Annotated in this window: 17 protein-coding genes; 5 read left to right on the forward strand and 12 right to left on the reverse strand. The window is 71.3% G+C overall.

Features of this window, described 5'->3' with window-relative positions; genetic code table 11:
• Positions 1–133: 133 nt before the first annotated feature.
• On the forward strand, positions 134–583 hold the full coding sequence (locus ACFYRY_RS08840; RefSeq protein WP_389141663.1) for a hypothetical protein: 450 nt from the start codon (positions 134–136) through the stop codon (positions 581–583).
• 704 nt (positions 584–1,287) lie between these two features.
• Here the strand turns inward: ACFYRY_RS08840 and ACFYRY_RS08845 are convergent.
• Together ACFYRY_RS08845 and ACFYRY_RS08850 are read right to left on the reverse strand one after the other, a co-directional pair.
• Positions 1,288–1,815: a proline dehydrogenase gene (locus ACFYRY_RS08845; RefSeq protein ID WP_389141665.1), complete on the reverse strand. Its 528-nt coding sequence runs from the start codon at positions 1,813–1,815 to the stop codon at positions 1,288–1,290.
• A 177-nt stretch (positions 1,816–1,992) separates the two neighbouring features.
• Positions 1,993–2,511, reverse strand: coding sequence for an HAD domain-containing protein (locus tag ACFYRY_RS08850; RefSeq protein WP_389141667.1), 519 nt, complete (start codon positions 2,509–2,511; stop codon positions 1,993–1,995).
• 241 nt (positions 2,512–2,752) lie between these two features.
• Here ACFYRY_RS08850 and ettA point away from each other — a divergent pair, with 241 nt between their 5' ends.
• Genes ettA through ACFYRY_RS08865 form a run of 3 tightly spaced genes read left to right on the forward strand, consistent with a single transcriptional unit; the run spans position 2,753 to position 5,511 of the window.
• Positions 2,753–4,417 carry an energy-dependent translational throttle protein EttA gene (ettA, locus tag ACFYRY_RS08855; RefSeq protein ID WP_389141669.1) on the forward strand — a complete coding sequence of 555 codons (1,665 nt, stop codon included), beginning with the start codon at positions 2,753–2,755 and terminating at the stop codon, positions 4,415–4,417.
• A 6-nt stretch (positions 4,418–4,423) separates the two neighbouring features.
• A complete protein-coding gene (locus ACFYRY_RS08860; protein WP_389141671.1) occupies positions 4,424–4,837 on the forward strand; it encodes an acyl-CoA thioesterase in 414 nt (137 codons plus the stop codon).
• Complete coding sequence (locus ACFYRY_RS08865) at positions 4,834–5,511, forward strand: hypothetical protein (protein ID WP_389141673.1); 678 nt, start codon at positions 4,834–4,836, stop codon at positions 5,509–5,511. Before ACFYRY_RS08860 ends, ACFYRY_RS08865 begins: the two co-directional genes overlap by 4 nt.
• A 142-nt stretch (positions 5,512–5,653) precedes the next feature.
• Here ACFYRY_RS08865 and ACFYRY_RS08870 read toward each other — a convergent pair whose 3' ends face one another.
• On the reverse strand, positions 5,654–6,067 hold the full coding sequence (locus ACFYRY_RS08870; RefSeq protein WP_389141675.1) for a globin: 414 nt from the start codon (positions 6,065–6,067) through the stop codon (positions 5,654–5,656).
• Between the two features lie 144 nt (positions 6,068–6,211).
• Here ACFYRY_RS08870 and ACFYRY_RS08875 point away from each other — a divergent pair, with 144 nt between their 5' ends.
• Entirely contained in the window at positions 6,212–7,255 is a 1,044-nt protein-coding gene (locus ACFYRY_RS08875; protein WP_389141677.1) for a methyltransferase domain-containing protein, read from the forward strand.
• A gap of 36 nt (positions 7,256–7,291) precedes the next feature.
• On the opposite strand, the gene ACFYRY_RS08880 is transcribed toward ACFYRY_RS08875, so the two are convergent.
• From ACFYRY_RS08880 to ACFYRY_RS08920, 9 genes are all read right to left on the reverse strand, one after another.
• Complete coding sequence (locus tag ACFYRY_RS08880) at positions 7,292–8,983, reverse strand: FHA domain-containing protein (protein ID WP_389141679.1); 1,692 nt, start codon at positions 8,981–8,983, stop codon at positions 7,292–7,294.
• Between the two features lie 102 nt (positions 8,984–9,085).
• Positions 9,086–10,432 carry a VWA domain-containing protein gene (locus ACFYRY_RS08885; protein WP_389141681.1) on the reverse strand — a complete coding sequence of 449 codons (1,347 nt, stop codon included), beginning with the start codon at positions 10,430–10,432 and terminating at the stop codon, positions 9,086–9,088.
• 111 nt (positions 10,433–10,543) lie between these two features.
• Entirely contained in the window at positions 10,544–11,899 is a 1,356-nt protein-coding gene (locus tag ACFYRY_RS08890; RefSeq protein ID WP_389141683.1) for a PP2C family serine/threonine-protein phosphatase, read from the reverse strand.
• Positions 11,900–14,515: a tetratricopeptide repeat protein gene (locus ACFYRY_RS08895; protein WP_389141685.1), complete on the reverse strand. Its 2,616-nt coding sequence runs from the start codon at positions 14,513–14,515 to the stop codon at positions 11,900–11,902.
• The gene (locus ACFYRY_RS08900) at positions 14,512–15,846 is read right to left on the reverse strand and encodes a hypothetical protein (protein WP_389141687.1); all 1,335 of its coding nucleotides are present in this window, start codon (positions 15,844–15,846) and stop codon (positions 14,512–14,514) included. The genes ACFYRY_RS08895 and ACFYRY_RS08900 overlap by 4 nt, the downstream gene beginning before the upstream one ends.
• Positions 15,847–15,891: 45 nt before the next feature.
• Positions 15,892–16,950 (reverse strand): glutamate ABC transporter substrate-binding protein, encoded by a 1,059-nt coding sequence (locus ACFYRY_RS08905; RefSeq protein ID WP_389143675.1) that lies wholly within the window; start codon positions 16,948–16,950, stop codon positions 15,892–15,894.
• A gap of 14 nt (positions 16,951–16,964) precedes the next feature.
• Positions 16,965–18,455, reverse strand: a complete 1,491-nt coding sequence (locus tag ACFYRY_RS08910) for a hypothetical protein (protein WP_389141689.1) — start codon at positions 18,453–18,455, stop codon at positions 16,965–16,967.
• Between the two features lie 393 nt (positions 18,456–18,848).
• Positions 18,849–19,838, reverse strand: a complete 990-nt coding sequence (locus tag ACFYRY_RS08915; RefSeq protein ID WP_389141691.1) for an N-acetylglucosamine kinase — start codon at positions 19,836–19,838, stop codon at positions 18,849–18,851.
• Positions 19,829–21,094, reverse strand: a complete 1,266-nt coding sequence (locus ACFYRY_RS08920) for a 6-phospho-beta-glucosidase (RefSeq protein ID WP_389141693.1) — start codon at positions 21,092–21,094, stop codon at positions 19,829–19,831. Before ACFYRY_RS08920 ends, ACFYRY_RS08915 begins: the two co-directional genes overlap by 10 nt.
• Positions 21,095–21,201 lie beyond the last annotated feature (107 nt).

Genomic DNA, 21,201 nt, shown 5'->3' on the forward strand with positions numbered 1-21,201 from the left:
TACGCCGACCGCGTGGGCGAGCGGAGGCGAACGGCAGTGGAGCCTGTTGGCCCCACACCGCGCGCACCCGCAAAGGGATTAAACGCTCTAATGCATGACAAGAACGTAAAATATCCCAAAGGAGGCGGTTAACATGAGCACCGCCCCAATGGAGCTTCAAAGTGAGCGCGTGATCGTCCAAGCTCCACTGTCATTCACTGGTTCAACCAAGCGGATCTTGCGACTCACGGAGCCGCACCGGGCCCTTGCCTTGAGCGCTGTCGTCGGCCCGTGGTGGAAGGGCACCCTGCAAGCCTTGCTCGACGGCCTGCTTGTCCTGGCGGTGGGCGTCTCGCTGCTCCTGGCCTGGACCTTCATCACGGCCTGGTACCTCTTGTGGGGGATCCTCCTAGTCCCTTACCGGCTGGTCTGGCGTAGCGACCGCAACCGGAAGCGTCAGGCGCTCCAGCATCGCGAGATGCTCGACACAGCCATTGCTGCTCAAGCACTCGCCAACAAACGCACGGCCGAACCAGAATCACAGAAGGCACCTGAGACCGCGGAACTTCCGGCCCCTGAAGAGCATCCCGAACTTGGGCGCTAGGGGGTGTCCCCTGCGGGCCCGATGGAGCGGCACCAGGCGGGAAGCAACGGGGAACGTCGGGAAGCACGCCGAGAACATGCAGGACAGCATCCCGCCAGGTCAGCTGCCATCTGCATACGCGATCTTCCGAGCTGGTGCTCCAGGATCCGAGCGCGGCGGCGCTTTCTTCGAGACGAGCAGATATAAGCACGCCACCCCCTCTGAGACGCTTGGCAGATGCTCACTGAAGACGAAGCACGAGGGCTCGTGCTGGCGGAGCTCGTACGGACCGAAAGCCTGGAGCTTGCGATCTCCAAGGTTGAACCCGTGTCTTTCGGTTGGGTTTTCTACTGGTGCGCGCGACAGGACATCGGTCGCCCCGTCGGCCAGCGGCCAACACTCGGTGGAAATGGCCCGTTCTTGGTGGATCGAGAGAACGAGCGGCTTGTTCGAGCTGTAACTAGCAGGCCCGTACCTCGACAGATCGCGGACTATGAGCGTCGGCTGCGGCGTGAGGCTCATGTCCAGAACGCGGCTGCGAAGCGAGCTGTACAGCAAGGAAGTACAGCAACCACGGCAACCGTGACCGTCCGCCACCAGCCTCCGACGGCCGACTGACCTGCCGAGTAGGCCTCAGCGACCGTCCCGCCCGTAGTTCGCATCGAGGGGCGCGCAGATCAGGCGATGACTTGACTCGCGGTAAGAGTCCACCGACCTACCGATTTCTAGATGCGTATCCGGCTGTCGCCGAGAACGTCGGCGGCCGCCGCCCGGAGGCCTTTGACGGCCTGGTGCAGCAGGTGCTCCCGCTCAGCGGCGAGCGCGGTGTCCGCGGCTTTGGGGGAGGTGTCACCAGCGTGGGCATCACACACCATCCGCCGCATGACCTCGGCGAGATCGTCGGCAGCGTGGACCACACGGTAGAGCGCCTCCACCACGGACGGTGGACCTTCGAGGATGACGAACTCGGCAGCCCTGTGAACTCCACGGACCTGGGCCGCGAAGCGCTCCATCCTCTCGTCAACTTCCCGCAGTTCCGGCTGGTTTGCTTGGAGCGCGTCGCGTACGGCGTCCAAGGCGACATCGCGGTCGTACACCGCTCCCAGGTAGTTCGCGTAGGCGTCCCGGCGGTGCTGGCGACGCAACTGGCTGAACTGCGAGCGTGCAGCCACACGCCCGGTGACCATCGCGGAGCCAAGGGTGGCGAGTGAGCCCACGGCGGCGCCGAGCAGTGCAGTGAGTCCAGCGTCCATGGCGCCATTCTGCCCACGGGTAGGCCTTAGTTGGCCGCCGACCTGAGCGGCTGTCTGACATCCACGGGTGACATCAACGACGCCGGACGCCAGCACACTTGTACGTCTCTGGGTGGACCACACCAGTTCAGGACCCTACGGCCGGACGGAACACCGATCGAACTCCTAAAGCGCTGCTCATCTCGGCACGAGGGAGCGAAGCCAACCGGCGAGCGCGGAGAAATCGGCGTCTTGGAGGCCTTTGGTCGGGTCGACGTGATGAAGCAGTGACGGCCCAGAGTGGCTGGCGGCGACCCACTGACGATCCATCGCGCTGATCTCGTCGTCGACCCAGATGAACGGTCGGCCGTTGGCCCGCTCGACAAGGGGACGGGTTTTCCAGTGCAGGCCGCGCGGCCCTTCCTCAGCACAGACGTCCGGCCACTCCACCAAAGGCAGCTTCGGCAGTCCGATGCGTGGGGCGACAGTCTCGTTGGCTTCCTCCATCCAGGTCGAGGCCCATATGAGGTGGCAGCCCAGAGCCACGAGCCGCGCGCCGATCCCAGGGTCAAGCCGCGTCAGCAGGGGGTTCCCCTGATCAACAGGCGTCGAGACGTCAGCCGTAGCTGGCTGTGAGTGAGCGGACGACGACCCGAACGGGATCAGTGGACCATCGACGTCGAGGAAGAGGAGAGGGCGCTCCGCTGCGCTTGTCACGGCGGCACGATAGCCCGGCGCGGTGGGGGAGCGGCAGCCCCGGCTGGGCCGTCTGTGGGCCGTGCGAGGGTGCCCGAGACCGACCGATGACGACCGACAGTGACGGTCGGGCTACCACGGTCGTCGGCGAACCCCCAGCTCACAGCCCCCCGCCCATACGGGTTAGGACCCAGGGGTGGCGGTCGGGCAAGATGGGGTGTATCTGCCCACTGCCAGATTTCAAGCTGCCGGACGGTTTCTCTTGGCTGAGTACATTTACACCATGCGCAAGACGCGCAAGGCGCACGGCGACAAGGTGATCCTTGACGATGTGACGCTGAGCTTCCTTCCCGGCGCGAAGATCGGTGTGGTCGGTCCGAACGGTGCCGGTAAGTCCACCGTTCTCAAGATCATGGCCGGTCTCGAGCAGCCGTCCAACGGTGACGCGTTCCTGTCGCCCGGCTACACGGTCGGCATGCTCCAGCAGGAGCCGCCGCTGGACGAGTCCAAGACGGTCCTGGAGAACGTGCAGGACGGCGCCGCCGAGATCATGGGCAAGCTCAAGCGCTTCAACGAGGTCGCCGAGCTGATGGCGACCGACTACTCGGACGCGCTCATGGACGAGATGGGCAAGCTCCAGGAGGACCTGGACCACGCCAACGCGTGGGACCTGGACACCCAGCTCGAACAAGCCATGGACGCCCTCGGCTGCCCGCCCGGCGACTGGCCGGTCACCAACCTCTCCGGTGGTGAGCGCCGCCGCGTCGCGCTCTGCAAGCTGCTGATCGAGGCCCCTGACCTGCTGCTGCTCGACGAGCCCACCAACCACCTGGACGCCGAGTCCGTGCAGTGGCTGGAGCAGCACCTCGCGAAGTACCCCGGCACCGTCGTAGCCGTCACCCACGACCGGTACTTCCTCGACAACGTCGCCGGCTGGATCCTGGAGCTCGACCGCGGTCGCGCCATCGGCTACGAGGGCAACTACTCCACCTACCTGGAGACCAAGCAGACCCGTCTCAAGGTCGAGGGCCAGAAGGACGCCAAGCGTGCGAAGCGTCTGAAGGAAGAGCTCGAGTGGGTGCGGTCCAACGCCAAGGGGCGCCAGGCCAAGTCCAAGTCCCGCCTCGCGCGGTACGAGGAGATGGCCGCCGAGGCGGACAAGATGCGGAAGCTGGACTTCGAGGAGATCCAGATCCCGCCGGGCCCGCGCCTGGGCTCCATCGTGGTCGAGGTGAACAACCTCTCCAAGGCCTTCGGGGAGAAGGTCCTCATCGAGGACCTGAGCTTCACGCTGCCGCGCAACGGCATCGTGGGCGTGATCGGTCCCAACGGCGCCGGCAAGACCACCCTCTTCAAGATGATCCAGGGCCTGGAGACGCCGGACTCCGGCTCGATCAAGGTCGGCGACACCGTCAAGATCGCGTACGTCGACCAGGGCCGCGAGAACATCGACCCGAAGAAGACCCTGTGGGCGGTCGTCTCCGACGAGCTGGACTACATCAACGTCGGTCAGGTGGAGATGCCCTCCCGGGCGTACGTCTCCGCCTTCGGCTTCAAGGGCCCGGACCAGCAGAAGCCGGCCGGTGTGCTCTCCGGTGGTGAGCGCAACCGCCTCAACCTCGCGCTCACCCTCAAGCAGGGCGGCAACCTGCTGCTCCTCGACGAGCCGACCAACGACCTCGACGTCGAGACCCTGTCGAGCCTCGAGAACGCGCTGCTGGAGTTCCCGGGCTGCGCCGTGGTCGTCTCCCACGACCGGTGGTTCCTAGACAGGGTCGCCACGCACATCCTCGCCTACGAGGGCGAGTCCAAGTGGTTCTGGTTCGAGGGCAACTTCGAGTCGTACGAGAAGAACAAGATCGACCGGCTCGGTGCGGACGCCGCACGTCCGCACCGTGCCACCTACAAGAAGCTGACCCGGGGCTGATCGATCTTGCGGCACATCTACCGCTGCCCGCTGCGCTGGGCGGACATGGACGCCTACGGGCACGTCAACAACGTGGTCTTCCTCCGCTACCTGGAGGAAGCCCGTATCGACTTCCTGTTCCGCCCGGACAAGGACTTCCAGCAGGGGTCGGTGGTGGCGCGCCACGAGATCGACTACAAGCGACAGCTCGTCCACCGGCACGCGCCCGTGGACATCGAACTGTGGGTCACCCAGATCAGGGCGGCCTCCTTCACGCTCACCTACGAGGTCAAGGACCCGGACCAGGTCTACGTGCAGGCCTCGACGGTGATAGTGCCCTTCGACTTCGAGGCGCAGCGTCCGCGGCGGATCACCGCGGAGGAACGTGAGTTCCTGGAGGAGTACCGGGACGACGTCGAGGGGGAGGCCGTCGCCGCATGACGGTGCTCCACCTCGCCGACGAGGGGGAGGCCGCGGACCTCGCGGCCTTCCTCTCCCGGCTGATTCATTACGACCGTGGAGCCGCCGTGCGTCTCCAGGCGGCCGGGACCGCGCTCGCCGTCTTCGGGCGGCCACCGTCCTTCGAGGTGCTGGCGATCCGTGCGGTGCGGCTCGACAAGCCGTACGAGAACGGGCTCGACGTCACGCTGGACGTGACCGTGTCCGCGGGGGAGCTTCTGGAGTCCGTCGACGAGTCGGCGGGCACGGCCGTGGTGCCCGCCCCGGTCACCGGCCCGCCGTGGGCCGGCGTGCTGCCGCCGCGCGGCGGCTGGCGGCCCGAGCCCGGACTGCCGGAACCGGACGAACTGCGGGCCATGGTCGCCGCAGGGGTCGCCGAATTCCGTTCCCGTACGCGGGAGTTGGCCGAAGAGCAGCGTACGCGGGCCGAGTTGGACCGGATCGGGCGGGAGATCTGGTCCCGGACGGTCGGCACGACCGGTCTGCCGGTGCGGGCCGTGCACGCGGCACAGTCGCTGGGGTTCCTGCGGCCCACGGGGAGCGCGGGAGCGCCGGCGCTGATCTCGTCGGGCGCGTGGCTGAGGCTGCGCACGCCGTACGGCTCGATCGCCGTACGCAGGGCGGGACTTGGCGCGCTGGACGTCAGCGTGCGCTGAGCGCGACCGAGGGCAGGAAGGCCGCCGGTCGCCCCTGGAGGGCTTGCACCTCCACGCCGTCGGTGGTCGTCATCGGGGCGACCGGAATCCGGAGGCTGACGGACGACCGACAGGTCCGGTCCAGGTCCGGCCCAGGCCCGTCCTAGTCCGGTGTGTTCACCATCGAGGCGGCCGCGTACTCCAGGTAGTTCCACAAGGTGTGCTCATGCTCCTCGGACAGACCGAGGGAGTCGACGGCGTCCCGCATGTGCTTCAGCCAGGCGTCGTGTGCCGCGCGGTTCACGGTGAAGGGGACGTGCCGCATCCGCAGACGTGGATGGCCGCGGTTTTCGCTGTACGTGGTCGGGCCGCCCCAGTACTGGATCAGGAACAGGGTGAGGCGCTCCTCGGCCGGGCCCAGGTCCTCCTCGGGGTACATGGGCCGCAGCAGCGGGTCCTCGGCGACCCCTTCGTAGAAACGGTGGACGAGGCGGCGGAAGGTCTCCTCCCCGCCGACCTGCTCGTAGAAGGTCTGCGTCTGAAGCGTGCCGCGCCGGATCTCTTTCACGCCCTCCATGCTCTCAGACCGGGGGGCCCAGGACTCAAGGCCTAGGACCCCCCGGTTCGAGACGGCCGGCGGGCGCCGCCGCGGGCGACGCGGTTGGGCCGACCGCGGGTGGCGCGGCTCGCGTCCCGGCGGCTGCCGCAGGAGAGTGGACGTATGGGCGCGCACCTTCTCCGCAAGGATCTGGACGACCTCGCCGACTCGGCGCGGTCTGCGCTGGTGCGGGAAATCGACGCGAGCGGGGCCTGGGCCGCGGACCCGGTGTGGCGGCAGGCCTTCGAGGCGGTCCCGCGACACCTCTTCGTGCCGTACTACTACGTCGGCGTCAGAGGCGGGAGCGAACGCCGGTGGGGCGAGAGCCCCGACCAGAGCGCGCGTGAACGCTGGGTGCGCGGGGCGTACGCCGACACCCCGCTGGCCACCCGGCTCCGGGACGGCGAGCTGCTCTCCTCCAGCAGTCAGCCGTCGCTGATGGCGATGATGCTGGCCGAGTTGCGGGTGACGCCCGGCGACCGGGTCCTGGAGATCGGCGCGGGCACGGGTTACAACGCGGCCCTGCTCGCGCACCGACTCGGCGACGACAACCTCGTCACCACCGTCGACCTGGAACCGGAGATCACCGAGGCGGCCCGGCAGCATCTGGCCACCGCCGGGTACCACCCCGTCGTGGTCACCGGCGACGGAGCGCGCGGGGTGCCCGAGCGCGCCCCCTTCGACCGGATCATCGCCACCTGCGCCCTGGCGTCGATCCCGCGCGCCTGGCTCGCCCAGTGCCGCCCGGGCGCCCGGATCCTGACCCCGCTCGGCACGGGCCTGATCGCGCTGACGGTCCACGAGCCGGGGGATACGGGGCTCACCCGGCACGGGAGTCAGGCAGGTGAGGTGAGGCAGGCCGGGAAGGCGGGGCAGGCCGAGGGACGGTTCCTGCACACGTCCGCCTACTTCGTGCCGCTGCGCGGTGCCAGGCCCGAGCCGGAGCAGGCCCCGCTGGGCGGGGTACCGCGCCACGCCAGGGACCACGACCTGTTCCGGTTCCTGCTCACCCTGACCCGCGGCAGCCTCGCTCCGCAGGAGGCGTACGCGCTGTGGGAGCGGGAGGGCCGGCCGCAGCGTGAGCGGTACGGCATCACGGTCAGCGGGGAACACGAGTGGGCGTGGCTGGACGACCCGGAAGGGCCGTACGCCTGGCCCCTCACGTGAGGCGGAGGGGCCAGGCGGACAGCGGGAAGCCGGGGCTCAGCCGCGCCGGACGGTGATCGTCGTCCAGGCGCCCACGTGCACCCGGTCGCCGTCCTGCAGCGGCACCGGCACGAAGGGCTGGATCGGCTCCTCCGAGCCGTTCACCGTCGTACCGTTCGTCGAGTTCTGGTCGACGACCGCCCAGGTGCCGTCCGGCTGCTGCACCAGGACCGCGTGCTGGTGCGAGACGCCCGGGTCCTCCGGCGGCACCGACAGGTCGATGTCGGGGGTGTCGCCGGTGGAGTGACGGCGGCGGCCGATGGTGACCTGGTTGCCGGACAGGGCGCGCTGCTGCTCGGGCGAGAACGCGGGCAGGTTGAGGCCCGCGGCCTCGGGGCCGGAACGCTGCATCATCGCCATGAAGTAGTCGCGGTCCGGGCCGATGGTCGCCGTCCACGTCGACGGCTGCTGCTGGCCGGGGCCGGGGCCCTGCGGAGACCCGGGCTGCGGGTATCCGTAGCCGCCGCCGGGAGCCTGACCGGGGCCGGGGCCACCCGGGCCACCAGGACCGCCGGGGCCGGTCGACGGCGGTGAGATCACCCAGTCGTCGTTGCCGCCGCCGAAGGACGGACCGCCCTGCTGGGGCCGGTTCTCCTGCGGGTATCCGGGCGGCGCCGAAGGGCCGGGGCCGGGCTGCTGGAACGCCTGGGGAGCTTGGGGTGCCTGGGGCGCCTGAGGTCCGTTGCCGGGTCCGCCGGGACCACCAGGTCCGCCGGGACCGCCGGGACCGCCGTAAGGGGTCTGCCCGGGCGGCGGAACGGGCCGCGACGGGTCGGGTCCGAAGGGACCGGGCGCGCCGGGACCACCCGGACCACCGCCGGGACCGCCCGGACCACCCTGACCCTGACCGCCGGGGCCGCCGTAGCCGCCCTGGCCGCCGGGACCGTTCGGACCGGACGGGCCACCGTAGCCACCCTGGCCACCCTGGCCACCCGGAAAGCCGTAACCGCCCTGACCACCGGGATTACCCGGGCCGCCGGGACCAGCAGGACCACCCGGACCCGAAGGACCACCGGGACCCGAAGGACCACCGGGACCTCCCGGACCCGAAGGGCCACCAGGACCCGAAGGACCCGCCGGACCGCCAGGACCACCGAACCCGCCCGGACCGCCCGGACCCGCCGGACCGCCAGGCCCACCGAACCCGCCCGGGCCGCCAGGACCGCCAGGGCCACCAGGCCCTGGAGGACCACCGGGACCGGGCCTGCCCGGGCCGCCCTGCCCAGGTGGGTTGCCGAATGCCGGACCCGGCGGGATCGGCTCGGCGGGACGGTTCACCTGCGAGGGGCGCGAGCTCTGGTAGTCGAACCCGTCACCGCCGCCGTACGACGGACCCGGCTGCTGCTGGAAGCGGCCGGCCGGGTTGGGGCCGGGTGCGGACTGGGGCGGGGCGGCCGGGGTGTACGAGGTCGCCGTGTTGGTCAGGAAGTTCCACCGGCACTCCTCGCAGAACGGCGCTCCGCCCTCGCGGGGGGTACGGCACTGCGGGCAGAGTTCCGGCTCGTGGTCCGGTGCGGCGGACAGGTGCGGCGGGCGTCCGCCGGGCTGACCGGGCTGGGTGGCCTGGGGCGGCGGGAAGCCGTACCCCCCGCCAGGGGGCGGCGGGGGCGCGGCACCGGCCATGCGGTGACCGCAGACCTCGCACCAGTCGTCGGAACCCGACTGGTGTCCGTTCGGGCAGGTCGGCATGTCGGCGCTTCCCCCTCTCCTTGTCCGGTCGCGACGACCGGAATTCTCCAACCCCAAGGGGTCAGGCTCGTTGCCTTTTTGTGCTCAGTTGATCGTGCTGTGTCACTTCTTCACACGAACAGTCTTGGTGGACCGTGTTTCGAGAGTCATCTCGTCGGCGTCCTCGACCTTCGTCTTCAGTCGCACAGTACCTGTCGTGGCGTCGACCACGTCCACCACCTTCGCAAGCAGTTTCGCAGTATCCGCGTTCCCGGAGTCGCTCGCGAGCTGAACGGCCCGGCCCAGTTTGGCCGTTGCTCCATCCATATCTCCCGCTTTGCGAAGGTTCAGCCCCTGTTGGATGGCTTGTGCCAGTTCTGCTTGGCCGGTGTAGTGGGCGACCTGGGGGTTGATCGACGTCGAGGCGACCATGTCGTCGGTCCACACGGCCCGTACCAGGCCCTGGGCGCCGAGGTTGTGGACCGTCCCGTCGGCCTGCGGGACCACCAGGGAGATCCGGGCGGCGAGCATCTCCTGGCCGAGCTCGGCGACCGGGACCTCGACGCAGACGTGGTAGTCACGGGACTCGTCCCCCCAGGATCCGGTGGGGTAGTCCCCGGCGCGCGGGCCGGCCTCCGTACGACGGTCGGTGAGTTCCTCGACGGTCGGCGCGACCTGCTTGACGAACTTCACGGTGGTGCCGACGGGGGTCCACAGCCGCAGAGCGACGTCCGCGACCTCCTTGCCCATGGCCGTCTCCATCATCCGCGTGAAGTCGGCGGCGAGCGCGGCCGGGTCGGCGACGATGTCGGCGGTGCCGAGCAGCGCGGAGGCGATCCCTGTGACTTCTTTCACTTCCCAGTCGGTGCCCACCCCGCGGGCGTCACAGGTGAAGCGGCCGGCGCAGGCGTCCAGGGAGGCCTTCAGGTCCTCCGGCGACTCGTGTTCGTTGCGGCCGTCGGTGAGCAGGATGCCGTGGCGGATGGCGACGTCCGCGGAGGACAGCAGCCGGTCGGCGAGACGCAGCCAGGTGCCGATGGCCGTGCCGCCGCCCGCGCTGAGCTTGCGCAGGGCCTGCTTGGCCTGGTCGCGGGTGGTCGCGTCGGCCACCGCGAGGCGTCCGTTGCCCGGATAGACCTCCTTGGCGACGTGCGTGCCGCCGATCACCGCGAAGTGCACACCGTCGCGCAGGGTGTCGATCGCGGCGCCCGTGGCGTCACGGGCGTTGCGCATCTTGGTCGGCGGGTAGTCCATCGAGCCCGAACAGTCCACCATGATCGCCACCGCGGCGGACGGGCCCTGACCCGGCGCGTAGAGGTGGGGCGCCGAGACCGCGCTTCCGACCGTGCCGCCGCCGGTGGAGGTCACCGTGACGATCGCGTTGACCTCGCGACCGCCCTCCGGCAGGTACTCGTTCTGGTACACGTCCACCGAGAACCGTGGCGCGTTCGACTTCGAGAAATTGGCCATGCCTGATCGACTCCCCCTCGAACCCCGCCGGGCGGGGCGATGACTGTGGACGGACCGGTCCCCTCCGGTCCGTCAGGCTTCCCCGTTGCTGCGCGAGGCGTACGCGACCCCTCAGGCCGATCCTGCCCCCTGCGGCGGGGCAGGGAACGGCAGGACGGCCACTGTTACGTTGTCGTGGCCCCCGCCGTCCAGGGCGTGACCGACCAGGACCCGGGCGCTGTGCAGGGGGCGTACCGCGGCGTCCAGCGGCAGCACCTCGGCCATCTCCTCGGCCGCCTCCGCGTAGTTCCACAGGCCGTCGGTGCACACCACGACCACTCCAGGCCGGTCCGGCTTGAAGGAAGCGGTGTGCGGCTCCAGTTCGTACGCGTCCGCGCCGAGCCAGCCGGTGATCGCGTGGGCGCGCTCGTCGGCGTACGCCTCCGCCTCGTTCATCAGGCCCGCGGCGACCATCTGCGCCGCCCACGAGTCGTCCTCGGTGAGCCGGGCCGGGGGAGCGCTGCGGTCCACCGGCACCCAGTAGGCGCGGCTGTCGCCGACCCAGCCGACGATCAGCAGACCGGACGTCACCACCGCGCCGACCAGGGTGCAGGCGGGGGCGTTCTGGTGCGGGGCGTGCTCGCGGGCCGTGGCGGGCTCGTCGGCCAGCGAGTTGACCGCGCCGGAGGCGGCGACGATCGCGTCGTGCATGGCCTGCTGCGGGTGCGTGCCGCGCGGCAGGGCCGCCAGCAGCGCCTCGCTCGCCACCCGGGACGCGGCCATGGAGGCGTCGTCGGGGCGGGTCGCGGAGGACACGCCGTCGCAGACGACCGCCAGCACCGCGGGCGAACCGTCGGGCAGCGTGGCGTACCCGAGGCCGAACGCGTCCTCGTTGCGGTGGTGGCGCCGGCCCCGGTCGCTGACGGCGGCGACCGGGCCGTACTCCTGCTCCATGTGGTCGCGTTCGCGGGGCTGGGCGTGCCCGCAGTTCTCGCAGTAGCCGTCGCTGTCGACACGGCCCGCCCGGCAGGCCACACACACCTGGGTGCCCTCGGCCGGGGTGGGGACACCCGGCGTGACCCGCGGGTCGGGTGCCTGGAGCGGGTACTCGTCGGGCTCCGGCGGATGGTCGAAGCGGACTCCCGTGACCGGGGGCGCCGGAGGCACCGGGGAACCGGTGAGCGGCGGCTGGGCCGGCACCGTGGGCAGGGCGCCGCCGCCCGAGTCGGTGCCCGGGAGATCCGTCGGCAGGTGCGCCGGGGCGGGCGCACCCGGGCCGCCGGTCTCCGGGGCTGCGGGCCAGGGCACGCCGGCGACGCCGCCCGGCGGGGGTGGCGCGCCGCCGTTCATGGCGATGGTCGGGTTGTCGTCCGGCCGTGCGGGCACGGCGGACAGGTCGTATCCGCACGCACCGCAGAAACGGTCACCCGAGTCGAGGGGCTCCTCGCAGCTCGGGCAGGCGGACAGTTGGGGCATCTGCGACATCAACTACACCCATGTCCGGGGGCGGTAACGGTTGGCACGTTCCACCAGGTCGATCCTCTCCTCGCCGCCCGACGCCAGCCGGGCCAGCGTGCGGTACGAACGTTCCAGGCCGAAACGCAGGCCTCGCTCGTCCAGGCCGCTGCCGAGCAGCATCCGTCCCCCGGCGGCCCCGGGCGGGACGGAACCCTGGCCACCGGAGAGTATCCAGTCCAGCGCGCAGCCGAGGACTTCCGCCGACAACTGCTCACGCCGGGCCGGGTCCAAACCGTACGCGTCCAGGGCTTCGACCTGACCGGCGGCCGCGGTCAGATCGTCCAGGAAGGGTACGTCGGAAGCGGCCGCGGTGCGTTGCCGCAGCCTCGCCCGTACCGCCGCCACGCGAGCGGCGGTGTAGTGGATGGACGATTCCGGCACCGACTCCAGCGTTCTCACCGCGCTGCGGCGGTCCCCGGTCGCGAGCTGGACGCGGGCCAGGCCGAAGGCGGCGCTCACATAGCTCGGGTCGGTCGACCAGACCAGCCGGTAGTACTCGGCGGCGTTGTCCAACTGGCCCAGCACCTCCGCGCACAGCCCCAGCGCCAGCTTGGGGGCCGTCTCGCCCGGGAAGGCGTCGTAGATCGCGTCGAAGGCGAGCGCGGCGGCCTCCTGGTCGCCGGTCACCAGGGCGGCCACGCCCCGGTACCAGACCACCCGCCAGTCGTCGGGCCGCTCCCCCTCCAGGCGCAGCAGGGCCTCGTGCGCGGTGTACGTGTCGCCGTTCTCCAGCCAGGCGCGGATCTGTCTGAGCCGGGTCTCGGTCGACGGGGCCGACGCGGCGGCGAGCGCCCCGAGCAGTTCCGCCGGAGCGGTCGTCATCAGCCCGGCCAGGAACCCGGCGTTCGGGTCGCCCGGGTCGACGTGCGGGACGGGCAACGCGAGGCCCGCGGCGGGGGCGTCGACCGTCCTGACGAGGCTGGGAGCGAGGCCGGCGGGGGCGGGCAGGAGGGAACGGGCAGCGGCGGCGGAGGAGCGGGCGGGGCGTGTCGCCCGCGACCCCAACCGGGACACCTCGCCGTCCAGCTTGGGGAACAACACTGTGTCGGTGACGCGGACTTCGGGCCCGAACAGGGTCGACAGCGCGGGCCTGGCCCGGCCCGTCTGCAGCGACACGACCTCCCGCAGCACACCCGTCAGCTGTTCCGACATCTCCTGGGCGGAGGCGAACCGGCGGGCCGGGTCGGGGTCGGTGGCCCGGACCAGGAGGCGGTAGAAGGACTCGTACTGGCGGAAGACCTCGATGTTGTCCGGGTCCGGCAGGGAGTCCACGAAGACGTTGGTGTAGCCCTGGAAGTCGAAGGTGAGGACGGCGAGGGTACGCGCGACGGTGTACAGGTCGGACGCCACGGACGGGCCGACTTCCGCGACCTCCGGCGCCTGGTAGCCGACCGTGCCGTAGATGGCCGACTCGTCGTCGTCCATCCTGCGCACCGCGCCCATGTCGATCAGCTTGAGCTGGTCCTCGGTCTGGATCGCGTTGTCGACCTTGAAGTCGCAGTACAGGAGGTCGCGACTGTGCAGATGGCCCAGCGCCTCCAGGGCCTCGATGCCGTACGCGCACGCCTGCTCCACGGGCAGCGGATCCCGCTTGCCCTGCGGTGTACGGCGTGAGTTGGCGATCTCCTTGAGGGACTTGCCGCCGACGTACTCCATGACGATGTACCCGTCCAGCGAACCCGTGCGCTGGTCGAGGTGCTCGACGAAGTTGTAGATCCGCACGATGTTGGCGTGCACGGTCTCCGCGAGGAAACGCCGCTCGGAGATCGCCGCCGCCATCGCGTCCTGGTCGCCGGTGTCCAGCAGTCCCTTCAGGACCACCCACTGGTCCGACACCGCGCGGTCCACGGCGAGGTAGACCCAGCCGAGGCCGCCGTGCGCCAGACAGCCCACGACCTCGTACTGCCCGTGAACGACGTCGCCGGTCTTCAGCTTCGGGACGAACGAGTACGGGTGACCGCACTTGGTGCAGAAACCCTCGGTGCGCCCCGGCCGGTCACCGCGGGCCCGCCCCACCGGCGCCCCGCAGTCCGAGCGCGAGCAGAACCGCTTGCGCTCGGGCACCTCGGGGTTGTCCAGCACCATCGCGCGCGGGTCGGGGCGCGGCACACCCGGCACCTCGACCAGTCCCGCGCCGAGCCGCCCGCGGCTGGACGAGCCCCTGCTCGAACCGGAGCTGCGCACCGACACCGAGCGGCCCGTGGGCGTGCCCGACACGGACCGGGACAGCCGTCCCGACACCGAGCGCCGGGACTTCGACGAGTGCGAGGACGTACGCGAACTGCGGCTGCTGGAGCGGGAACTGCTGCCCGAGGACCCCCGGGCGCCGACGGTGATCCCGGTGGGCGGTGAGCCGACCATGCCGGTCGCCGACACGACGGGGGCGAGACCGCAGGTGTCGCAGTACAGCTCGCCACCGCCCACGTCCTCGTACGCCCCGCCGCAGCCGGGCCGCTGACAGGCCCGCGGGGTTCGGCTCCGCTCAGCCTCACTCGGCTCCGCCCGGCTCTGCTGCGCCTGGCTCTGCTCGGATTGACTCGGCTCGGCCTGACTCTGCTTCGCTCGGCCCTGCTCCGCCTGACTCATGACGACGGCTCCCCCCTACGGTCCTCGGATCCGTCCTGACCCGGCACCCGCGGTGCGCCGAGCAGTTCGGCGACCGCCCGCTGGTAGCGCAGGACGGCTTGTTCGGCGACGCGCAGGTCGCAGGGCGCGCTCCACAGCATGCGGCGCGCCGCGTCGTACCGCTCCACCAGGAACGGGTCCTCCGCGAGGCCGTGCCGGGCGACCTTCGCCTTGTACGCGTCGAGGCGGCCGCGCAGTTCCGCGCGGACCGCCAGGGGCTGGGTGACCGCGGTCAACGACTCACGGGCGCGCAGCAGTTCGTCCTCCGCCTTCTGTTCCAGGGAGTCCAGGAGCGGGGACAGGCGGTTCCACTGGGCGTGTCTGCGGTACTCGGCGGCGGTCGCCAGCTGCTCCTGCAACGCGGTCGGCGGGCCGCTGACCACCGGTACCTCGGTGGCCGCGATCTTCGCCAGGACCTCCCCACGCGCGGTACGCGCCTCGGCGAGGGTGCGGTCCGCGCGGGACAGCACGTCCCGCAGCCTCACCAGCCGGGCCTCGGCGTCCTGCCGGACCGTGAGCACGGCGTCGATCTCCCGGCGTACGTCCTCCAGGGCGCGCGCCTCCCGGTCGTAGACCGTGGTGTCCGGCCTGCCGCCGCCCGGGGCCGAACTGCCCTGCGCCGGCACCCAGAACGCCAGCGGGTCCGAGATCACCTGCTCGCGCAGCCGGGTCAGCGTGCGGGTGATCCGCTCCAGGTCGTCGCCGGCCGGGTGCTCGCCCGGGCGCACGCCGACCGAGTGGGCGAGCCGACGGGTGCGCTGGAGTTCCGCGGCCAGCAGGTCTATCCGGGCGGGCAGCGCCGACCAGACCGCGTCGGCGGTGACGACCATGTCGAGCGAGGACGCGTACAGCTCGTTCATCCGCTCCACGAGGGCGACCAGCGAGAAACGCTCGCTGAGCTTGCTCGGGCCGCCGTGCAGCGTGGGCGCGTTGGCGGTCGCGGTGGCGGAACCGGCGACGGTGACCGCCTCGCCGCGCAGCAGCTCGGTCAGCTCCACCAGGTCCTCGCGGCTGGACCAGCGACGTCGGGAGCGGATCTCGCGGCCGGTGCGCAACGCGTCCGTGTACGCGTCGAAGTACGCCCACAGCAGCGTGATCGACGCCTCCGCGCCCGTCCAGCGCTCCTTGGTGACACCGGTGAGGTCGGCGCCCTCCAGGAGTCTGCGGCCCGCGTGGTCCTGCAGGGCGAGGAGCGAGGTCTCGATCGCCTCGTGCTCCGCGCCGAGCCGAGCCAGCGCACGGTCCACCTCGTCCCGGTCCATCACCGGCCCGGCGGGGTCCGTGACGCCCATCGATCACCCCTCGCTGCGTTGTGTTCCGACAGTGCTGATGATGCGTCAACCCTTGCGCAGGTACTGCGGTGGTGGCGGCTCGGAGGTGGCGGAGTCCTTGCCCAGTGTCGCCGACAGCCACCTGTCGTACGAGGCCTGCCAGCCGTTCGTCTTGTCCTGGCGGTAGTCCACCAGTATCTGGTTGACCCGGCGCACCAGGTCGTCGGCGTCCTTCTTCATCGCCACGCCGTAGTACTCGACGGTGAAGGGGTCGCCCTTCAGCTCGACCGTGGGGTCCTGCGCGGCCTGGCTCGCGGCCAGCGCCCCGTCGGTGACCACCGCGTCGACCTCACCGAGCTGGAGCCTGACCAGACAGTCGAGTTGGTTGGGCACGGTGGTCCTCAGGTCCGCCGAGGAGACGAGCTTGTGCTGCTGCTGGTCGTCGGTCAGCTTGGTGTTGGCGGTGGAGCCGGTCGCGGTGCAGATCTTCTTCTTCGCGAGCGACCCGTCGTACCCGGTGATCGACGAGGACTTGGGTGCGAGGACCTGCTGGCCGGTCTCGAAGTAGGGGGCGGAGAAGGCGACGTCGGCCAGGCGGGTGCAGTTGATGGTCATGGTGCGGACGACCATGTCGACGCGGCCGTCCTGGATGGCGGGGATGCGCTGGTCGGTGGGGATGGCCTTGAACTGGACGTCGTTCTCGTCGCCGAGGATGTCCTTGGCGATCCGGTGGACCAGGTCGATGTCGAAGCCCTCCAGGTCGCCGGTGCCGCCGCTGTTGGGGTCGCGGTAACCCCACCGGTAGCTGTTCTGGTCGACACCGACGATCAGCTTGCGCTTCTCGCCGGTACGGTTCTTGATCGCCTCGATGGTGCTGCCGTCCGCGCCCGACGGGGACAGGGTCTGCTTCTCCGGCGCGTCGCGCATCGCCGGTGTGGGGCAGCCGTCTTCGGCCTTGGCCTGGGTGACCCGGGCGAGGCCCGACCCGCCGGTGCCGGTGGAGCCGTCACGCGGCTGGGCCAGCGGCAGCAGCAGCGCGAAGACCAGTGCGACGGCGCACACGACAGCCATCGCCCCCACGCCGCCCCAGCCCCTCAGGCGGGCCCGCAGTCGTCGTCCTTGCATCATCACGCCCCCTTTCACCGGTACTCCGAAAGCCTGCGGCCGATGCCCAGCACCGCGCCGGCGGCACCCAGGACCGCGAGGACGGCGGCGCCCACCGACAGCCCCGTCATCGCGTCCAGGCCGTCACCGGCCGCCTGCTCGAACTGGACCGTCTCGTGGTCGATCGCCTTGGCGAGGTTGGCGTCGACGCTGTCGAAGCACTCACCGGTCGCTCCCTGGGCGCCGATCACCCCCGCCAGCGCGGCCGCGTAGTTGCCGTTCTCGTCGTCCGCGCGGGCCGCGCTGTGGCGCTTCTTCCACTCCGCCATGTTGCCGACGGCCTGGGTGACCGGCTGCTCGCCCCTCGCGTCGTCGGCGAGCTTCTCCGCCTCGCTGAGGCCCTTGCCGAGGGTGGCCATGTTGGTCTTGAAGTCGTAGTCGTAGGCGTCGACGCTCTCGCCGCCCACCTTCTTGGTCTCGGCGCCGCGGGCCACCAGCGTCAGGTTCTCGTTGCCGCGGGCCTTGAGGGAGGCGATCCGGGCGTCGTGCAGCACGTTCAGCGAGCGGACACCGTCGTCGAAGGAGGCGTCGAGGTCCGCGCGCGCGACGCTGTGGCCGACGACCAGCCAGAGCAGGACCACCGTGGCGGTCGCGGTGGCGGCGACCAGGCCGTGGTTCAACACCCGGTTGGTGCGCCGGTAGTTGCGGTGCTGGGCCCAGGCGAGACCGGCCAGCGCGAGGACGCCGAGGCCGATCGCCGCCCACGGGTAGGGCGTGGCGTCCGCGTAGTCGGCGCGCAGCCGCTGGTTCTCCTTGGTGTAGAGATCCTCGGCCTTCGGGAGCATCTCCTCCTGCATCTTCTCGTTGGCGTACCGCAGGTACGCGCCGCCGACCGGGAAGCCCTGCCGGTTGTACGTCCGGGCGCGCTCCACCAGGCCCTTGTACTCGGGCAGCAGCCGGTTCAGATCGGCCACGGTCGCCGCCGCGGGGGAGCCGGGGTCAGAGTTGGCGGCGGCCTCGACGAGGCCTTCGGCGGCGTTGTCTATGTCCTTCTCGTACCGCTCGCGGGACGCCGCCGTCTCCTGGCCGCCGGCCAGGAAGCCGCTGGAGGCGGTGGTGTTGGCGTCGGCGAGGGAGCGGTAGATGTCGGCCGCGGCCGAGCTGAGCGGCTGGCTGTTGTTGAGGACGTCGTCGGCGGCGGCCGACCGGTCGGCCGTCTGCCAGGCGGTGACGGCGCCGAAGGACACGACCAGGAGGGCGAGGAGGGCGCCGATGACGCGCAGTCGGCCCGGCTCCGTCGTGGCCGCCGCGCGCAGGCGGTCGGCTCCCTCGGCGAACGCGGTACGCCGTGCCTGCGGCGCGGGCGGGGGCGCGGGGGGAAGCGGGCGGCCGGGGGCGCCCTGCGGGGCGGGGCGGGTGTACTGGTCCGGTCGGCCCGGCGGACCTGGCTGCGCCGGCATCGCAGGCACGGTGGGTACGCCCGGTGCCGGTGGTGGCGCCGCGCTGCTCTTCGGCGGGTGTGTCACTGTTTGACCTCCCCCATGGTCATCCGTCGCCGCAAGTATCGCTGGCGGGACTGACATCCGCATCGGCCTTGGCTGGATCTTGATCGGATCGCAGTGCGGAATGCCTGCCGGCGGCTTGACCGCGCCCCCTTCACCACCCCTTGCCCATGTATACGCCGTGGGAATGTGTTCGGTTCCCTGCCGGGTGGGGGGTGTGTGCGGGTGCGTTGGGGCGCGCGGTGCTGGGGGCTGTGCCCCCAGACCCCCTGTCGGCCTGAAGGGCCTTGTCCTCAAACGCCGGACGGGCTGGGGGGGGCTGGGCCGGTGTTTCAGGGGACCAGCCGGGCGGTGAGGGGTGCGCGGTGCTGGGGGCTGTGCCCCCAGACCCCCCTGTCGGCCTGAAGGGCCTCGTCCTCAAACGCCGGACGGGCCGGGGGGCGCGAAGTGCGCCCGCAGTCGCTCGTGGGCCTCCTCTCGTGCCTGTGCGCGGTCCAGGCCCAGCAGGGCCGCCCCCAGTACCGGGGGTGCGGTCACCACCCGTGGGACCGCCTTGGGGGCCCGGGCCGCCAGTAGGTCCCGTACGCCGTGGTCGAGTTGGGGGTGCCGTGCGGCCAGGACACCGCCGCCCAGCAGGACCGGGGTCTCCTCCTCCAGCAGGTCGAGCCGTTCCAGGGCCACCGTGGCCATGGTGACCACCTCCTCGGCCAGCCGGTCCACGATGGACCGGGCGATCGGGTCGCCGTCGGCCGCGGTGGCGAACAGCACCGGCGTCAGTTCGTGCTGTCTGACGGGCTCGACGTGCTCCAGGTGCAGGGCCTCGACCAGCGCGTACACGGAGGGGAGACCGAAGTGGGCGGGGAGGGTGCGCGCCAGCGTGGTGGGAGCGCCGCGGCCGTCCTCCGCGCGGGAGGCGTGCCACATGGCCTCCTCCGCCAGGCCCCAGCCGCCGCCCCAGTCGCCGGAGATCCGGCCGAGTGCGGGGAAACGGGCGGTGCGGCCGTCGGGGCGCATGCCGACGCAGTTGATGCCCGCGCCGCAGACGACGGCGACCCCGCGCGGCTCGGTGACGCCCGCGCGCAGCACCGCGAAGGTGTCGTTGCGGACCTCCGTGCGCGCCCCCCACGCGCGCGCCTGCAGCGCTGCCGTCAGCTGCTCCTCCTCCACGGGGAAGTCGGCGTTGGCGAGGCAGGCGGAGACATGGTCGGCCGACTCGACGCCCGCCGCGGCGAACGCCCGGGTCACCGCGTCCGCGACCTTGTCCACCGCCTTCTCCACGCCCACCGCCGGCGGCCGGAACGCGCCGCCGCGGGCCGTGGCGAGGACGGTTCCGTCGGCCGCCACGACCGCGACGTCGGTCTTGCTGTTGCCCGCGTCGACGGCGAGGACGCTTGCGGTCAGGCCCACGCGAGGTGCTCCCGGTTGTGTGCGATCAACTGGTCGGTGAGGGATTCGGCGTACACGTACTGGCCGACGAGCGGGTGGGCGAGCAGGGCCCGGAAGACCCGGTCGCGCCCGCCGTGCAGGGCGGCTCGCAGGGCCAGGTCCTCGTACGTCGTCACGCTCGCCATCAGGCCCCCGTACAGCGGGTCCTCGGACGGCACGGACAGCGGGGTCGGACCCTTGGGGCCCACCGCCGCCTGCACCTCGATCACCGCGTCGTCGGGAAGGAAGGGCAGGGTGCCCCGGTTGTACGCGTTCACCACCTGATAGGTGCTGCCGCCCCTGCCGAGCAGGGACGCGGTCAGGTCCACGGCCGCCTCCGAGTAGAAGGCGCCGCCGCGCCTGGCCAGCAGCTCCGGCTTCTCGTCGAGGGCCGGGTCCGCGTACAGGTCCAGCAACTCCCGCTCCATGGCGGCGACCTCCGCCGCTCGCGACGGCTTGGTGCGCAGCTCGCGCACCACCTCGTCGTGCGCGTAGTAGTAGCGCAGGTAGTACGACGGGACCACGCCGAGGCGGTCCAGGAGGGGCCGGGGGAGGTGCAGGTCCGCGGCGATGTCCGTGCCGTGGGCGGTGAGGAGCTTGGGCAGGACGTCCTCGCCCTCGGGGCCGCCGAGGCGCACGCCCGTCTCCCAGGTGAGGTGGTTGAGGCCCACGTGGTCGAGATGGACGTCGGCCGGCGCCACGCCGAGCATGCCCGCGAACTTCCGCTGGAAGCCGATCGCCACGTTGCACAGGCCGACCGCCTTGTGGCCCGCCTGGAGCAGGGCCCGGGTGACGATGCCGACCGGGTTGGTGAAGTCGATGATCCAGGCGTCCGGGTTGGTGCGGCGGACGCGTTCGGCGATGTCCAGGACCACCGGGACCGTGCGCAGTGCCTTGGCGAGGCCGCCCGCGCCGGTCGTCTCCTGGCCGACGCAGCCGCACTCCAGCGGCCAGGTCTCGTCCTGCTGACGGGCGGCCTGGCCGCCGACGCGCAGTTGGAGCAGGACGGCGTCGGCGCCCTCGACGCCCTTGTCCAGGTCGTCGGTGGTGACGATCCGCCCGGGGTGCCCCTGCTTGGCGAAGATGCGCCGGGCCAGTCCGCCGACCAGCTCGAGGCGTTCGGCCGCGGGATCGACCAGGACCAGTTCCTCTATGGGCAGGGTGTCCCGCAACCGTGCGAAACCGTCGATGAGTTCGGGGGTGTAGGTCGACCCTCCGCCGACCACGGTGAGTTTCACTGGGGGGTGCCTCGCTTCCGGGCGCTGGGGCGGGTGATCATCGGCCGGGGGTCCGGCCCGCCGCGTAGCGGCAATGGGGAGCGGCGTCCCCCGGGGAGATGCTGCAT

The sequence above is a fragment of the Streptomyces sp. NPDC005263 genome (genome assembly GCF_042872365.1).
Taxonomy (GTDB): domain Bacteria; phylum Actinomycetota; class Actinomycetes; order Streptomycetales; family Streptomycetaceae; genus Streptomyces.

Coding starts and splice junctions, on each gene's coding strand:
- ACFYRY_RS08840 (WP_389141663.1), top strand. CDS start 134: ATGAGCACCGCCCCAATGGAGCTTCAAAGTGAGCGCGTGATCGTCCAA.
- ACFYRY_RS08845 (WP_389141665.1), bottom strand. CDS start 1,815: ATGGACGCTGGACTCACTGCACTGCTCGGCGCCGCCGTGGGCTCACTC.
- ACFYRY_RS08865 (WP_389141673.1), top strand. CDS start 4,834: ATGACGGTGCTCCACCTCGCCGACGAGGGGGAGGCCGCGGACCTCGCG.
- ACFYRY_RS08870 (WP_389141675.1), bottom strand. CDS start 6,067: ATGGAGGGCGTGAAAGAGATCCGGCGCGGCACGCTTCAGACGCAGACC.
- ACFYRY_RS08875 (WP_389141677.1), top strand. CDS start 6,212: ATGGGCGCGCACCTTCTCCGCAAGGATCTGGACGACCTCGCCGACTCG.
- ACFYRY_RS08880 (WP_389141679.1), bottom strand. CDS start 8,983: ATGCCGACCTGCCCGAACGGACACCAGTCGGGTTCCGACGACTGGTGC.
- ACFYRY_RS08885 (WP_389141681.1), bottom strand. CDS start 10,432: ATGGCCAATTTCTCGAAGTCGAACGCGCCACGGTTCTCGGTGGACGTG.
- ACFYRY_RS08895 (WP_389141685.1), bottom strand. CDS start 14,515: ATGAGTCAGGCGGAGCAGGGCCGAGCGAAGCAGAGTCAGGCCGAGCCG.
- ACFYRY_RS08900 (WP_389141687.1), bottom strand. CDS start 15,846: ATGGGCGTCACGGACCCCGCCGGGCCGGTGATGGACCGGGACGAGGTG.
- ACFYRY_RS08905 (WP_389143675.1), bottom strand. CDS start 16,950: ATGCAAGGACGACGACTGCGGGCCCGCCTGAGGGGCTGGGGCGGCGTG.